Origin of the sequence: Bradyrhizobium sp. 17 (assembly GCF_023073515.1) — a bacterium.
Classification (GTDB): domain Bacteria; phylum Pseudomonadota; class Alphaproteobacteria; order Rhizobiales; family Xanthobacteraceae; genus Bradyrhizobium; species Bradyrhizobium canariense_D.
Map to the genome: position 1 here is coordinate 322,402 of NZ_JADPJQ010000124.1, position 13,775 is coordinate 336,176.

The following is a 13,775-nucleotide window of genomic DNA, read 5'->3' on the forward strand; positions in this document are numbered from 1 at the left end:
CTCCGCGTCGCCGTTGGCCGAGATGGTGCCGACCTGGGCGATCTCGTCGTTCGAGGTCACCTTCTTGGAGTTCTTGACGAGGTCCGCAACGACGGCTTCGACCGCGAGATCGATACCGCGCTTCAGATCCATCGGGTTCATGCCGGCGGCAACCGACTTGGCGCCTTCGCGCACGATCGCCTGGGCCAGCACGGTCGCGGTGGTGGTGCCGTCGCCGGCCGCGTCAGCGGACTTGGAGGCGACTTCGCGCACCATCTGCGCGCCCATGTTCTCGAACTTGTCCTCGAGCTCGATCTCCTTGGCGACGGTGACGCCGTCCTTGGTGATGCGGGGAGCGCCGAACGACTTGTCGAGCACGACGTTGCGGCCCTTCGGACCGAGCGTGACCTTCACCGCGTTGGCGAGAATGTCGACGCCGCGAAGCATCTTGTCGCGCGCATCGACCGAGAATTTGACTTCTTTAGCTGCCATCTGGATTTTTTCCTTAGGTGTTTAACTGGATAAGAGAGGGGCTCTTAGGCCGCCTTCTTCTTGGAAGCGGGGACGTCGAGGACGCCCATGATGTCGCTTTCCTTCATGATCAGCAGGTCGACGTTGTCGATCTTGACCTCGGTGCCGGACCACTTACCGAACAGCACGCGGTCGCCGACCTTCAGGTCGATCGGGATCAGCTTGCCAGCTTCGTCGCGGCCACCCGGGCCGACGGCGACGATCTCGCCCTGCGAGGGCTTTTCCTTCGCCGTGTCGGGAATGATGATGCCGCCAGCGGTCTTCTCTTCTGCGTCGATGCGCTTGACCACGACGCGGTCGTGAAGCGGACGGAAATTCATGCAGTTCTCCTAAGCTTTTGCACGATTTGGGAATTTTGGGTTGTTAGCAGTCGCGCCGGCGAGTGCCAGCGCAGGCACAACTGAGATAAGGCAGGATTTTGGCGGGAGCAAGGGCCTGTAGCAGAAAAATAGCACTCGGAGGCGCCGCCTGCCAAAATCTCTTTCCATCGTTAATCGCGCTCGGCGCAGTATTAGCACGGAGCTAGATCTGCTGCTAACGCATTGAATTTCAACAGCTTGTTAAACTTTTGGGCTTGAGATGGATTGTCAGTTTGCGTCACATTTCTCTCATGTGAGCGCATCAGTAGCGGGTGGCTCTTAAGGCGCACCGGAAAGCCACCCCTTGAATGCGCTCCTGCAAAGGAGGTTGGCATGGGCTTGCGGAGTGGAGCCGTTTCGGACGATTTCCGGAAACAGCTGCTGGGTTACGGAATGACGACGGCGCAGATTCTCTATCGGATGCCGGATCATCCCTCGCTGCTCCAGACTTACGTCTGGCAGGACTACGACATGTTTCCGAAATTTCCGGCGCTGAAGGATTTTCTGGCGTTCTGGCAGGAAAAGCTCGACGGTCCGCTTCACTCGGTGACAGTGGCGCATTCCAAGCTGATCAAGCCGGCCGAGTTGCGCGCGGTGGACGGCGTATTCCGGCTGCATTGAAGGGCGGAGCTGTAGGGTGGGTTAGCGTCAGTGTAACCCCCCATGCTTCAAAGATTGCGCAAGGAAGTGGTGGGTACGTTAGCGCTAACCCACCCTGCGATTTCGCATTCTGTGCTAGCCTCTCCCCATAACAACAGGGGAGGCCGCCCATGGCCAAGAAAGCAAAATCGCGCAGCGCATCGCAAGCCGCGGTGAAGAAGCGTAGCGGGGCCAAACCCGCAGCACGATCCACGGCGCGCAAGGCGGTGAAGGCAAAAGCCCCCACGACAACGGCAAAGTCATCCGTCAAGAAACCGGCGCGGCCCAAGCAGCGCATTGCGATCAGCCATCACCGCGAGGAAGACTTCAAAGCCGACGGTCTGCGTACCTACGCGAAATATCGCGACCTCGGCATCGCCGCCGCCAGCCAGGGCCTCGCGCAGGCGCACGTGATCCGGCTGCAAGGCCCCTGCAATCCGGACGAAGTGTCGAAGCTGCACTTTCACGACGTCGAATTCCAGATGGTCTACGTGCTCAAGGGCTGGGTGAAGACCTATATGGACGGAGAGGGCGAGACGCTGATGAAAGAAGGTAGCGCCTGGACCCAGCCGCCGAAGATCAAGCACATGATCCTGGACTATTCGGACGACGTCGAGCTGCTGGAGGTGATCCTGCCGGCGGAGTTCAGGACCGTGGAGTTGAAGGCGTAGGCGAGGCGGAGATCAGCCGCCGTCGTTGCAATAGCGTTTCCACATCGCGCGATAGGCATCGTCCACCGCTTGCACGTATGAGATTGGGTTGCCGGCGGCGGCAGCCCTGATCTGTCCGGGCAGTTCGCTGCGCAACTTATCGAGCTCGCCGATCTGCAACCCACGGCTCGCTGCGATTTCGACATAGGCCTCATCGCTGTCCGCGACCCACTCCGGCAGGCCCAGCGCGGTGAGGATGGAGCCGGCAGCACGGCTCGGCAGGCTGTGACCGAGCTTCGCCACCACCGGCACGCCCATCTGCAAGGCTTCCCACGTGCTGACGCCGCCATTCTGCGGGAATGGGTCGAGGCCAATATCGACGCGATTGAACGTTGCCAGATGTTCGTCTCGCGACGTGGCTCCGAGCAGATCGACGCGTTCGGCCGGCAATCGGCAAGCGGCAAACCGCGCCAGCAGATTGTCGCGGACCAGCTGGGCGTCCAGTGCAGTATCCTTGATCAGCAGTCGCGAACCCGGCACCCGCTCGAGAATCCTGGACCAGACTCCCACCGCCTCGTTCGAAATCTTGCTGATGCGGTTGAAGACACCGAATGTGATGAAGCCGTTCGCAAGCGCCGGCGTCGGCGCTCGCGCAATCCCGGCCGGTAGCGGCGCCAGCGTCACAAAGCACGGCAGGTCAACGATGGTCTCCGCAAACAGATGCCGAACCGCGGCAGGAATGGCGACCGGGTCCGAGAATAGATAATCGATCGTTGGCAGCCCGGTGCCGGTACCGTGGCCCCAGCCATGCGCCTGAACAGGTGCCGGTTTGCGCGCAAACACACCGAGGCGGTTTCCGCTGGTGTGGCCGGACAGATCGATCAGGATATCGACGCCATCGGCGCGGATCTGAGCGGCGAGGCGATCGTCGGACCATTGCGAGGCGTCGCGCCAGCGATCGGCGATCCCCTGAAACTCACGGGTCGTCGCGTCCGTTCTCGGTGAACAGGCGTAGCACACGATCTCGAACTGTGCCCGATCATGGTGCTGCAGGACCGGCTTGAAAATGAACGCCGCTGAATGTGTGTGAAAATCCGACGAGACATAACCCAGCACCAGACGGCGATCCGGATCGCGGCTGTTCTCATGCGATCCCGCCGCTGCTGAGGCGATCTTCGCACCGATCTGCTCCCACCATACATGTCGCGCTTGCTGATGCTGCGCAACGCTGGCGTCGGCCATGAAATCGAGGGTGAATATCTTGCTGGAGATCGTGCTCTGATCAGGCTCGATGTCGAGAGCTCTGTCGAAACTGGCGAGGGCTTCGTCGACCCGGCCAAGTGCCGCGAGACATTGGCCGAGCAGGCTGTGGGCCTGAGAGAAGCCGGGATCGGCCGCGAGAGCCTTCTCGCAATCGGACAATGCTTCGGCAACTTGCCGGGTCAGGAGCAAGATACTGGCCCGCCAGAGCCATCCATTCGCGTCGTCGGGTGCGAGGGCGATTGCGCGATTGCAATCCGCCATGGCTTCGTCAAATCGCTAAAGCTCCCGCAATGCAACGGCGCGGGTCGACAGCGCCGAGGCGTAGTCAGGCTTGATCGATAGCGCGCGGTTTAAGCTTGCGATCGCTTCGTCATAGGCGCGCACACGGCAGAGCGCCCAACCCCGGCCGTTATGGGCTTCGGAAAGTCTTCCGTCGATTGCGAGCGCCTTGTCGTAGCTCTCGAGCGCTTCCTGGTAAAGTTCAAGGGCCGCGCTTGCGTTGCCGAGATTGGACAGGGCCAAGGCGTAGTTGGGTCGAAGGGCGAGGGCCTTCCGATAGCTCTCGCGGGCCTCATTGTGACGTTTCAGCCCGTTGAGCGCGACGCCCAGGCTCATATGGGCTTCGGCAGATCGCGGATCCAAGGCCACCGCTCGGCTCAGCAAAATTTGCGCCTGCCGATAGTTTTTGGATTCAGACTCCAAAGCGCCCAGCAAATGCAGCGCGATGAATTGGTCGGGCGCAAGCTCCAGGAGTTCGCGATAGGCCGTCTTTGCCTCGGGGAGAAGTCCCGCCTTGTGCAGCTGGAGGGCGCGCGCGAGCAACGGCCCTAGCTCGGCTTTTTGCCGTTTCTGAAGCCGGGCATTTTGAAATGCCCGCTGGCCTGCGCTGTTGCTCATGAATCAATTCCAGCCGAATCTCCTGAAGAGATTAACATGGAAGGATTGTCGCGATTGCGCTGCGCCCCATCGGAGCTGCGAGGGCGCCAGCCTCACACAAGCTTCACGTCAACACCCCCACCACTGCTCCCATCAGGCACGTCGTCAGCGTTCCCGACACGATCGACTTCAGCCCGAGCGCATTGATTTCCTCGCGCCGTTCCGGCGCCATCACGCCGAGACCGCCGATCATGATGCCGAGGCTGGCGAAATTGGCGAAGCCGCACATCCCATAGAGCATGATCAGGCGCGAGCGCGGATCGAGCGTGCCGGGCGGCAGCTTCGAGAAGTCGACATAGGCGATCAGCTCGTTCAGCACGGTTTTCGTGCCCATCAGGCTGCCGGCGGTGATCGCCTGATCCCACGGCAATCCCATGAGCCAGCACACCGGCGCCATCACGAGGCCGAGCAGGCGCTGCAACGAGATCGCAGCGCCGCCGACATCAGGCAGCAGGCCGAGGATCGCATTGACGAGATAGACCAGCGCCACCAGCACCAGCAGCATGGCGACGATGTTGATCAGCAGCTCGATCCCCGCGCCCGTCCCTTTCACGATCGCGTCCATCGTGCTGGAGACCTCCATCTCGGGAGCCTCCAGCGCGCCGGCGGTGCGCTTGTCGGATGTCTCCGGCACCATGATGAGGCTGACCAGGATCGCGGCCGGGGCACCCAGCACCGAGGCGATGACGAAATGGGCGGCTGCGTCGGGAATGAGGGGAGCAAGGAGCGTCGCATACAGCACCAGCACCGTGCCGGCGATGCCGGCCATGCCGCCGGTCATCACCAGGAACAACTCGCTGCGGGTCATTTGCGCGAGATAAGGCCGCACGAACAGCGGCGCCTCGACCATGCCGAGAAAGATGTTGGCGGCGGTCGAGAGTCCGACCGCGCCGCCGACGCCGAGCGTCCGCTCCAGCAGCCAGGCCATGCCGCGCACGACCGGCGGCAGCACGCGCCAATAGAACAAGAGCGTCGTCAGCACGCTCATGACCAGCACGATCGGCAGCGCCTGGAACGCCAGGACGAAATCGGCACCCGGTGCTTTCAGGTCGAAGGGCAGGGGACCGCCGCCGACATAGCCGAACACGAAGGAGGAGCCGGCGCGCGAGGCCGCCGAGATCGCGCCCACCGCGTCGTTGATGGCACCGAACGCGCGCGCGACGACGGGCACCTTCACGAGAACGATCGCGGTGACGAAGGTGGCGACGAGGCCGATCGCCGCCTGGCGCAGCGAGGCCGCGCGGCGATTCTCGCTCAGGACCAAGGCGATCAACAGCAATGCGAAAACGCCGAGTGCCGATTGCAGCCGCAGCATGATGTCCCCAAACCCCGATGATTATGGCCACCCCTGCGTTGCAAACGCAATGCCGGGAGATTGTCGAAGCGTCTCGCTGTTGACAAGCAGGTCCGCGTCAGCCACGCGGAGCACGTCGACATCAGGAGCCGGATAGCCCGAGCGTGACCGAAGAGGCGATGCCAGACCAGCCCATATCGGGAAACCCGCCGGTCAGTGCCCGCGCGCTCCTCTCCCATCGCGCCTTTCTGTTCTTTCTGCTCTCGCGCAGCCTGTCGCGTTTCTCCAGCCAGATTGCGGCGGTCGCGATCGGCTGGCAGATCTACGATCTCACCGGCTCGGCCTTCGATCTCGGCATGGTCGGCCTCGTGCAATTCCTGCCCACGGCGCTGCTGGTGTTCATCGCCGGCCATGCCGCCGACCGCTACGAGCGCAAGCGCGTGGTCCAGCTCTGCCAACTCGTGGAAGCAGCGACCGCGCTCTATCTCGGCGTCATCACCTATCTCGGCTTGGTCAGCGAAGTTCAGATTTTCGTGGCCACCTTCGTGCTCGGCATTGCCGGCGCGTTCGAGAGCCCGACCACCGCGGCGCTGCTGCCGGCGATCGCGCCGCAGGGCTCGCTCCAGCGCGCCACCGCCGTCTCCAGCGGTGCGGCGCAGGTCGCGACCATTACCGGTCCGGCGCTAGGCGGTTTTGCCTACGCGGTTGCGCCGCATCTCGCCTACGCGGTCATGGTGCTGTTCTGGATCTTCGGGATGATCCTGACCGGCTTCATCCGGCCGCGCCCGCAGGCGATCGCCAAGGACATGGCGGGCGCCGACAATATCTTCGCCGGCGTCCGCTTCATCCGCGGCAATCCCGCGATCCTCGGCACTATCTCGCTCGATCTGTTCGCGGTCCTGTTCGGCGGCGTCACCGCGCTTCTGCCGATCTATGCCCGAGATATCCTCCAGACCGGTCCGATGGGGCTCGGGATCCTGCGCGCCGCGCCCGCGGTCGGCGCGCTGCTGATGACCATGGTGCTGGCCCGTCACGCCATTTCGCGGCATGTGGGCCTGCGCATGTTTCAGGCAGTGATCGTGTTCGGCGTCGCAACGATCGTGTTCGCGCTGTCGTCCTGGATGTGGCTCTCGGTGCTCGCGCTCGCCGTTCTCGGCGCGGCCGATACGATCAGCGTCGTGATCCGCTTCTCGCTGGTGCAGCTCGCGACCCCCGACGAGATGCGCGGCCGGGTCGGCGCGGTGAACTTCCTCTTCATCAACGCCTCCAACCAGCTCGGCCAGTTCGAGAGCGGGGTTGCTGCCGCACTGTTCGGCGCCATGCCGGCAGCCGTGCTGGGCGGCGTCTGCACGGTTGCGGTGGCGCTGTTGTGGATGAAGCTGTTTCCGAGTCTGCGCCGGGTGGAGAGTTTGGAGTAGGGGACTCGCTCCCTCCCCCGTCATTGCGAGCGCAGCGAAGCAATCCAGAATCTTGCCACAGTTGGCAGTCTGGATTGCTTCGCTGCGCTCGCAATGACCCGCTGGCGGAAGGCAGGTTGCAACCCCACGCATTCTACTGTGCATGGGGTTGTTTTCGCGTTTTTTGTTCAGCCGCGTCCCACGAACGGCATCTTGGTTGCCATGACCGTCATGGTCAGCACGTTGGCATCGAGCGGCAGGCCGGCCATGTAGGCGACGGCATCGCCGACCGCCTTCGCGTCCATGCGCGGCTCCTGCTTCGACGTGCCGTCGGGCTGCAGCACGCCGGGACCGTTGACCATGCGGTCGGTCATGGGCGTTGCGGCATTGCCGATGTCGACTTGGCCGACCGCGATGTCGTACATGCGCCCGTCGAGGTTGGACGCCTTGGTGAGGCCGGTGATGGCGTGCTTGGTCGAGGTATAGGCCGCCGAGAATGGCCGCGGCGCATGCGCCGAGATCGAGCCGTTGTTGATGATGCGGCCGCCGCGCGGGGTCTGGTCCTTCATGATGCGGAAGGCGTGCTGGGTGCACAGGAACGGTCCGGTGAGGTTGGTGTTCACCACCGCCTGCCACTGCTCGAGGCTGAGATCCTCGAAATTCACCGGCGGTGCGCCCATCCCGGCATTGTTGAAGAGCACGTCGAGCCGGCCATAGGTGGCCTTGACCTTGTCGAACAGCGCGGCGATCGAGTCCGGCTTGGTCATGTCGGCGGTGATGCAGAGGCTCTTTCCGGCGGGGCCGAGCTTGGCCGTCTCCTCGAGCATCTCGGGCCGGCGCCCGACCAGCACCACGGTGAAGCCTGTGTTCATCAGCGCCAGTGACGCCGCGCGCCCGACTCCAGTGCCGGCGCCCGTCACCACTGCGATCTTTTTCGCTTCACTCATCGTTTCCGGCCTTTTCTCTTGATCTGTCAGGTTTTGGATTCTTTTTCGTTCTTGTAGGGCGGCCGCGGAATGTTCTGATGCGCGGCGCGCAAGGCCGCCGACCAGCGCGAGCGCAAATCGTGGAAATAGGGCTCGCCCGCCTCGATGCGGTGGTTGAGGTCGGCCTCGCAGGCGTCGGCGCGCACCACCAGAACGTCGATCGGCAGGCCGACGCCGAGATTCGAGCGCATGGTCGAATCCATCGAGATCAGCCCGGTCTTCAGCGCCTCGTAGAGTTCGACGTCGTAATGCATGGCGCGGTCGAGCACCGGCTTGCCGTATTTGTGCTCCCCGATCTGCAGATAGGGTGTGTCGGTGGTGCATTCGATGAAATTGCCGGCGGTGTAGACCATGAACAGGCGCATGCGCGCGCCGTTGATCTGGCCCCCGAACAGGAAGGACACGTCGAACGATACGTCCTCAGACCTCAGCGCGGGGCCCTCGGTCGCGTGCACGGCCCGGATCGCCCGGCCAATGCGCTGGGCGGCCTGGAACATGGTCGGCGCGTTCATCAGCGTCTCGATCTCACCGGTGTCGGGGTCTTCGAGGCCCTCGGTCAGCGTCGAGAGCACCGACTGGCTGATGGCGAGGTTGCCGGCGCTGGCAATTGCCATGATGCGATCGCCGGGCTTGGAGAAGATGTGGAGCTTGCGGAAGGTCGAGACGTTGTCGAGGCCGGCATTGGTGCGGGTGTCGGCGATCATCACCAGACCGTCCCGAACCAGAATTCCGCAACAATAGGTCATTTCCTGTCCCCGAACGCGTTTGCGCGGATTACTAGCCAATTTCAACGGCCGCTCCAACCCCCGATTGCCGCGGGGCGGCAGGGTGGAAACAGACCGTGGGTGAGGGGCGCGCGGGGCGCGGCTCAGCTCTGCCGCTGGGACTGCGATTGCGACTGGCCGCCACGGCCGGCCTGCTGGACCTTGACCGCCACCGACAGCGTCTCCGCGCCGCCGCCATAGCGGGTGCCGCGTACGGGGGCGGCGCCGAGATAATCGAGCCCGATCGCGACGCGGACATGGGCGTCGGTGGCGCAGATGCTGTTGGCGGGATCGAAGCCGACCCAGCCGAGACCGTCGACATAGGCCTCCGCCCAAGCATGGCCCGCGTCCTGATGCACCGTGCCGTCGGAGCGCAGGAAATGGCCGGAGACGAAGCGCGCCGGCACGCCGCCGCTGCGGGCGCAGGCGATGAAGATGTGCGCGTAGTCCTGGCAGACGCCGCGCTTGAGCGTGAACGCTTCCGCCGCCGACGTGCCGCTGTTGGTCGGGTCCTCGTCGAAGGTCATGTGATCGCTGATTTGCGTCATCAGCGTGTGCAGGAAGCCCAGCGTGTCGCTCTCGGCCTCGCTGCGCAGCTGGCGCGCGACCGCATTCATCGCGGGATTGACCGTGGTAAGGTCGGTGGCCCGCAAGAACATGCCGGCCGGAAAGCGCTCGTCGGCGCCGCGCAGAACGCCGCCGGTGTCGTGGGTCTCGATCAGGCCCTCGGCGGTGATCTTGATGTCGCCGACCGGTCCGCAGGACAGCACGTGGGTGACGTTGCCGAACGCGTCCTCGTGCGTGTCGAGCTTGGTGTCGGTCGACACGTCGATCTGCCACTCCGCCACATATTGCCCGTCATGGCTGCCGGGCGTCATGCGCAGGATCTGGATCACGCTCGTGGCCTGCGGCTCGTAGCGATAGGTCGTGGTGTGCAGGATTCGCAGGCGCATGGTGGACCGTTGTTGTAGCGTCATCGATCCGGGCTAGCCCTGCGGGCGTCCCCGGAATGACAGCAGTATCAGATCAAATACTGCTTCGTGATGATTTCGCCCAGCCTGGAATTGTCCAAGATGAATTCCTGAATGAATTCATGCACGCCATGCTGGAAAATGTCGTTCATATTGCTGTGTTCCAGCCGGTTGCGAATGCCGCGGGCATGGCGCTGGGCCGGGCCCTGGCGGCCATAGGCGACCCCGATCTGATCGAGATTGCGTACGAGATTGCCGTAGCAGCTTGCGAGCGAACGCGGCAGCGAATCGTTGAGGATGAGCAAATCCGCGATCAGCCAGGGTTTCAGTGTCTCGCGATAGACCCAGTGATAGGCCGTCAGTGCCGAAACCGAGCGCAGGATCGAGGTCCATTGGTAGAAATCGAGCGGGCCGCCGACATGCTCCTCCTCCGGCAGCAGCACATGGTATTTCACGTCGAGAATGCGCGCGGTGTTGTCGGCGCGTTCGAGATGCAGGCCCATCCGCGAGAACCAGTAGGCGTCGTTGCGCAACATGGTCCGGTAGGCCGAGCCGTCGAAACGCAGCGAGGTTTCCTGCACGAAGCGCAGGAACTTTGCGAGATCCTCGCGCGTGGAGGTTCCTCTGCTCCAGACCTCCTGCAATTCGATCCAGGCCGAGTTGATGGTGTCCCACATCTCGCTCGTCAGCGCTGTGCGCACCGAACGTGAATTCAGCCGCGCCGCCTCGATGCAATTCCTGATCGAGGACGGATTGTCTGCCGAGAACGAGAGATAATCGACGACGTTGTGCTCGTTGGCCTCTTCATACTGCTGATAGAAGCTCGCGGCGACGCCGGCGGTCAAAAGCGCCGAGTCCCATTCGTTGGTCTTGCCGATATAGGCGGCGGGAAGCGCGGTGACGCGCAGCGTCGCATCGATGGTGCGCGCGAGATACTCGGCCCGTTCGACGTAACGGGCGAGCCAATAGAGGTTTTCGGCGGTACGCGACAGCATCTCTCTACTCGTCCAGGATCCAGGTATCTTTGGTACCACCGCCCTGGCTCGAATTCACCACCAGGGAGCCTTCCTTCAGGGCAACGCGTGTCAACCCGCCGGGCACGATCGTGGTGCTCTTGCTGCCGGTGAGCACGAACGGCCGCAGGTCGACGTGGCGCGGCGCGAGGCCGGATGCCGTGCAGGTCGGGCAGGTCGAGAGCGCCAGCGTCGGCTGCGCAATGAAGCCTTCGGGCTCGCGCTTGAGCTTTTCGCGGAAAGCCTCGATCGTCGCCTTGGTCGCGGCAGGACCGATCAGCATGCCGTAGCCGCCGGAGCCGTGCACCTCCTTCACGACGAGCTCGCTCAGATGGTCCAGCACATAGGCGAGGTCCTTCGGCTCGCGGCAGCGCCAGGTTTGCACGTTCTTCAGGATCGGCTCCTCGCCGAGATAGAATTTTACGATGTCCGGCATATAGGAGTAGATCGCCTTGTCGTCGGCGATGCCGGTACCGACGGCGTTGGCGAGCGTGATGTTGCCGGCCGCATAGGCCGACATCAGCCCGGGCACGCCGAGCGCGGAGTCGGGGCGGAAGGTGAGGGGATCGAGGTAGTCGTCGTCGACGCGGCGGTAGATCACGTCGACCCGTTTCACGCCCTCGGTCGTCCGCATGAACACTTCGTTGTTCTTGACGATGAGGTCACGGCCCTCGACCAGCTCGATACCGAGCTTGTCGGCGAGGAAGGAGTGCTCGTAATAGGCCGAGTTGTAGACGCCCGGCGTGAGCAACGCGACGGTCGGCTCGCCGGAGGCGCTTTGCGGCGCCACCGAGCGCAAGGCGGAAAGCAGCTCGTCCGGATAGCGTTCGACCGGCGCCACCCTGTGGCGGGCGAACAGGTCCGGAAACAGCCGCATCATGATCTCGCGGTTTTCCAGCATGTAGGACACGCCCGAGGGCGTGCGTGCATTGTCCTCCAGCACGATGAAGTCCTCGGCATCGACCCGGACGATGTCGATGCCGGCGATGTGCACGTAGACGTCGTGCGGCACCTGCTGGCCGTTCATCTCGGGACGGAAGACCGGGTTCTGAAAGATGAGGTCGTCGGGCACGATCTCGGCACGGAGGATATCGCGGCCGTGATAGATGTCGCGCAGGAACATGTTGAGCGCGCGCACGCGCTGCTTCAGGCCCCTCTCCAGCAGCGCCCATTCCTTGCCGGACATGATCCGCGGGATCACGTCGAAGGGGATCAGGCGCTCCGTGGACTCTGAGTCGCCATAGACCGCGAAGGTAATGCCGATGCGGCGGAAGAGGAGCTCGGCCTCCTGGCGGCGATATTCGAGCGCCTCGGGAGGCGTCTCCTTGAGCCAGCGCGCCAGCTCCTGATAGGCGGGCCGAAGGTCCCCACCGGGAATGTTCATTTCATCAAACGCGACTGCCATAGATCCCGACTTGTCTCCGCAAGGCGTTGCGCCATTCGACAGGTCGCGAGGCCCTGGTGAAGACCGCAACGTCCTGGCCATGCGGCAAGAGTGCATGACTTTCATGCGGTAGCAAGGGCCGGGCCAGCGCGATAAGCATGGGGAGAGGACATTTGCCGGGGATGGCCGGCGGCTTGCCTGAAAAAATGGCTGAGGACTGCTTATTTCGGCAGCAAAACCGCGTGACTTCAACGCGTTACCTCGGCAAAGTCGGGCCGATAGGTGAGGGACTTGAGGTATGAGCGAGATCGTCACGGCGGGTATTCTGGTCATTGGGGACGAAATCCTGTCCGGCCGGACCAAGGACAAGAACATCGGCTTCATCGCCGAATACCTGACCAATATCGGCATCGACCTGAAGGAGGTCCGTGTCGTCTCCGACGACGAGCCCGACATCATTGCTGCGTTGGATGCGCTGCGGCATCGCTACACCTATGTCTTCACCACCGGTGGCATCGGGCCGACCCATGACGACATCACCGCCGACAGTGTCGCCAAGGCGTTCGGCGTGGGCATCGACCATCATCCGGAGGTGGTCGCCCGTTTCCGCGAGCGCTGGAGCGAGCAGGACCTCAACGAGGCCCGCCTGCGCATGGCCCGCATTCCTGATGGTGCCGAGCTGATCCAGAGCGCCACCATCCTCGCCCCCGGCTTCAAGATCGGCAATGTCATCGTGATGGCGGGCGTGCCCTCGATCATGCAGGCGATGATGGACATCGTCTCGCCCAAGCTGAAATCGGGCGTGCGCATGCTCTCTGAATCGGTCCGCGCCAATGCGCGGGAAGGCGACATCGGCAGCCCGCTGCGGGCGATTGCCGCCCAACATCCCGACACTATCATCGGCAGCTATCCCTTCATGGATGAAGAGCAGAAGCCGAACACCAATCTGGTGGTGCGCTCGCGCGATGCGGACAAGCTCGCAGCCGCAATGGCGGCGGTGAAGGAAATGCTGGCGGGATTGAATATCACCCGCTAGCAACCTAGCTGCCGGCAGACGAAGCAGGAGACGAGGATGGCTGGTGAAGCACCGGAACTAAGTGCGGAAGAACGGGCGGGCCGCCCCTTTCCGGTGTCGTGGGACCAGTTCCACCGGGATTGCCGGGCACTGACCTGGCGGCTCAACGAGGTTGGTCCGTTTCATGCGGTGATCGCGATCACGCGCGGCGGCCTGGTGCCGGCGGCGATCGTTGCGCGCGAGCTCGGCGTGCGCGTGATCGATACGGTCTGCATCGCCAGCTACGACCACGACAAACAGGGCGACCTCAAAGTGCTGAAGGGCATCTCCGAAGACGTGATGAAACTCGGCGGCGGCACCGGCAAGGGGCTCCTGATCGTCGACGACCTCGTCGATACCGGCAAGACCGGCAAGCTGGTGCGCGCGATGCTCCCCGACGCGCATTTCGCAACCGTCTACGCCAAGCCGAAGGGACGTCCGCTGGTCGATACCTTCATCACCGAAGTCTCGCAGGACACCTGGATCTTCTTCCCCTGGGACACCGCGCTGTCCTATCACCCGCCGCTTCGCGACGGGGCGGCGTGATTATCGCCG

General features: G+C 63.4%; 15 protein-coding genes and 1 pseudogene. 5 read left to right on the forward strand and 11 right to left on the reverse strand.

What is annotated here, in order from left to right; all coding sequences use genetic code 11:
• Both IVB13_RS31670 and IVB13_RS31675 read right to left on the reverse strand, forming a co-directional pair.
• Positions 1-471: TCP-1/cpn60 chaperonin family protein (locus tag IVB13_RS31670; RefSeq protein WP_276578410.1), on the reverse strand; the 471-nt coding region annotated here is incomplete at its 3' end.
• Positions 472-515: 44 nt separating this feature from the next.
• Positions 516-830 carry a co-chaperone GroES gene (locus IVB13_RS31675; protein ID WP_007611913.1) on the reverse strand — a complete coding sequence of 105 codons (315 nt, stop codon included), beginning with the start codon at positions 828-830 and terminating at the stop codon, positions 516-518.
• A gap of 372 nt (positions 831-1,202) precedes the next feature.
• On the opposite strand from IVB13_RS31675, the gene IVB13_RS31680 reads away from it, so the two are divergent.
• Together IVB13_RS31680 and IVB13_RS31685 are read left to right on the forward strand one after the other, a co-directional pair.
• Positions 1,203-1,490: an usg protein gene (locus IVB13_RS31680; protein ID WP_007611911.1), complete on the forward strand. Its 288-nt coding sequence runs from the start codon at positions 1,203-1,205 to the stop codon at positions 1,488-1,490.
• 149 nt (positions 1,491-1,639) lie between these two features.
• Positions 1,640-2,179 (forward strand): cupin domain-containing protein, encoded by a 540-nt coding sequence (locus tag IVB13_RS31685; RefSeq protein WP_247371583.1) that lies wholly within the window; start codon positions 1,640-1,642, stop codon positions 2,177-2,179.
• A 12-nt stretch (positions 2,180-2,191) separates the two neighbouring features.
• Here the strand turns inward: IVB13_RS31685 and IVB13_RS31690 are convergent, their stop codons facing one another.
• The 4 genes and pseudogenes from IVB13_RS31690 to IVB13_RS31700 form a co-directional block, all read right to left on the reverse strand.
• The gene (locus tag IVB13_RS31690) at positions 2,192-3,400 is read right to left on the reverse strand and encodes a hypothetical protein (protein ID WP_346658578.1); all 1,209 of its coding nucleotides are present in this window, start codon (positions 3,398-3,400) and stop codon (positions 2,192-2,194) included.
• Between the two features lie 45 nt (positions 3,401-3,445).
• Positions 3,446-3,685: pseudogene (locus IVB13_RS40520) on the reverse strand (tetratricopeptide repeat protein); the annotation flags it as partial.
• A 12-nt stretch (positions 3,686-3,697) separates the two neighbouring features.
• On the reverse strand, positions 3,698-4,318 hold the full coding sequence (locus tag IVB13_RS31695) for a tetratricopeptide repeat protein (protein ID WP_247491241.1): 621 nt from the start codon (positions 4,316-4,318) through the stop codon (positions 3,698-3,700).
• 103 nt (positions 4,319-4,421) lie between these two features.
• The gene (locus IVB13_RS31700) at positions 4,422-5,672 is read right to left on the reverse strand and encodes a nucleoside transporter C-terminal domain-containing protein (protein WP_247491243.1); all 1,251 of its coding nucleotides are present in this window, start codon (positions 5,670-5,672) and stop codon (positions 4,422-4,424) included.
• Between the two features lie 158 nt (positions 5,673-5,830).
• Here IVB13_RS31700 and IVB13_RS31705 point away from each other — a divergent pair, with 158 nt between their 5' ends.
• On the forward strand, positions 5,831-7,069 hold the full coding sequence (locus tag IVB13_RS31705; protein ID WP_039799415.1) for an MFS transporter: 1,239 nt from the start codon (positions 5,831-5,833) through the stop codon (positions 7,067-7,069).
• A gap of 167 nt (positions 7,070-7,236) precedes the next feature.
• Here the strand turns inward: IVB13_RS31705 and IVB13_RS31710 are convergent, their stop codons facing one another.
• The 5 genes from IVB13_RS31710 to IVB13_RS31730 all read right to left on the reverse strand — a co-directional run bounded on the left by IVB13_RS31710 (position 7,237) and on the right by IVB13_RS31730 (position 12,187).
• Positions 7,237-7,995, reverse strand: coding sequence for an SDR family oxidoreductase (locus tag IVB13_RS31710; protein ID WP_247299787.1), 759 nt, complete (start codon positions 7,993-7,995; stop codon positions 7,237-7,239).
• A 26-nt stretch (positions 7,996-8,021) separates the two neighbouring features.
• Positions 8,022-8,780 (reverse strand): proteasome-type protease, encoded by a 759-nt coding sequence (locus IVB13_RS31715; RefSeq protein WP_026232918.1) that lies wholly within the window; start codon positions 8,778-8,780, stop codon positions 8,022-8,024.
• Positions 8,781-8,902: 122 nt separating this feature from the next.
• Entirely contained in the window at positions 8,903-9,751 is an 849-nt protein-coding gene (locus IVB13_RS31720; protein ID WP_247299785.1) for a transglutaminase family protein, read from the reverse strand.
• Between the two features lie 68 nt (positions 9,752-9,819).
• The gene (locus tag IVB13_RS31725; protein WP_247453793.1) at positions 9,820-10,764 is read right to left on the reverse strand and encodes an alpha-E domain-containing protein; all 945 of its coding nucleotides are present in this window, start codon (positions 10,762-10,764) and stop codon (positions 9,820-9,822) included.
• A gap of 4 nt (positions 10,765-10,768) precedes the next feature.
• Complete coding sequence (locus IVB13_RS31730; RefSeq protein WP_018455304.1) at positions 10,769-12,187, reverse strand: circularly permuted type 2 ATP-grasp protein; 1,419 nt, start codon at positions 12,185-12,187, stop codon at positions 10,769-10,771.
• A 277-nt stretch (positions 12,188-12,464) separates the two neighbouring features.
• On the opposite strand from IVB13_RS31730, the gene IVB13_RS31735 reads away from it, so the two are divergent.
• Complete coding sequence (locus IVB13_RS31735) at positions 12,465-13,202, forward strand: molybdopterin-binding protein (RefSeq protein ID WP_027567758.1); 738 nt, start codon at positions 12,465-12,467, stop codon at positions 13,200-13,202.
• 36 nt (positions 13,203-13,238) lie between these two features.
• Positions 13,239-13,766: a xanthine phosphoribosyltransferase gene (gpt, locus tag IVB13_RS31740; RefSeq protein ID WP_007602504.1), complete on the forward strand. Its 528-nt coding sequence runs from the start codon at positions 13,239-13,241 to the stop codon at positions 13,764-13,766.
• The last annotated feature ends 9 nt before the right edge of the window (positions 13,767-13,775 follow it).

Excerpts from the sequence above, each read along its gene's own strand:
- IVB13_RS31675 (WP_007611913.1), bottom strand. The coding sequence starts at position 830 with ATGAATTTCCGTCCGCTTCACGACCGCGTCGTGGTCAAGCGCATCGAC.
- IVB13_RS31680 (WP_007611911.1), top strand. The coding sequence starts at position 1,203 with ATGGGCTTGCGGAGTGGAGCCGTTTCGGACGATTTCCGGAAACAGCTG.
- IVB13_RS31685 (WP_247371583.1), top strand. The coding sequence starts at position 1,640 with ATGGCCAAGAAAGCAAAATCGCGCAGCGCATCGCAAGCCGCGGTGAAG.
- IVB13_RS31690 (WP_346658578.1), bottom strand. The coding sequence starts at position 3,400 with ATGGCCGACGCCAGCGTTGCGCAGCATCAGCAAGCGCGACATGTATGG.
- IVB13_RS31695 (WP_247491241.1), bottom strand. The coding sequence starts at position 4,318 with ATGAGCAACAGCGCAGGCCAGCGGGCATTTCAAAATGCCCGGCTTCAG.
- IVB13_RS31700 (WP_247491243.1), bottom strand. The coding sequence starts at position 5,672 with ATGCTGCGGCTGCAATCGGCACTCGGCGTTTTCGCATTGCTGTTGATC.
- IVB13_RS31705 (WP_039799415.1), top strand. The coding sequence starts at position 5,831 with ATGCCAGACCAGCCCATATCGGGAAACCCGCCGGTCAGTGCCCGCGCG.
- IVB13_RS31710 (WP_247299787.1), bottom strand. The coding sequence starts at position 7,995 with ATGAGTGAAGCGAAAAAGATCGCAGTGGTGACGGGCGCCGGCACTGGA.
- IVB13_RS31715 (WP_026232918.1), bottom strand. The coding sequence starts at position 8,780 with ATGACCTATTGTTGCGGAATTCTGGTTCGGGACGGTCTGGTGATGATC.
- IVB13_RS31720 (WP_247299785.1), bottom strand. The coding sequence starts at position 9,751 with ATGCGCCTGCGAATCCTGCACACCACGACCTATCGCTACGAGCCGCAG.
- IVB13_RS31725 (WP_247453793.1), bottom strand. The coding sequence starts at position 10,764 with ATGCTGTCGCGTACCGCCGAAAACCTCTATTGGCTCGCCCGTTACGTC.
- IVB13_RS31730 (WP_018455304.1), bottom strand. The coding sequence starts at position 12,187 with ATGGCAGTCGCGTTTGATGAAATGAACATTCCCGGTGGGGACCTTCGG.
- IVB13_RS31735 (WP_027567758.1), top strand. The coding sequence starts at position 12,465 with ATGAGCGAGATCGTCACGGCGGGTATTCTGGTCATTGGGGACGAAATC.
- gpt (WP_007602504.1), top strand. The coding sequence starts at position 13,239 with ATGGCTGGTGAAGCACCGGAACTAAGTGCGGAAGAACGGGCGGGCCGC.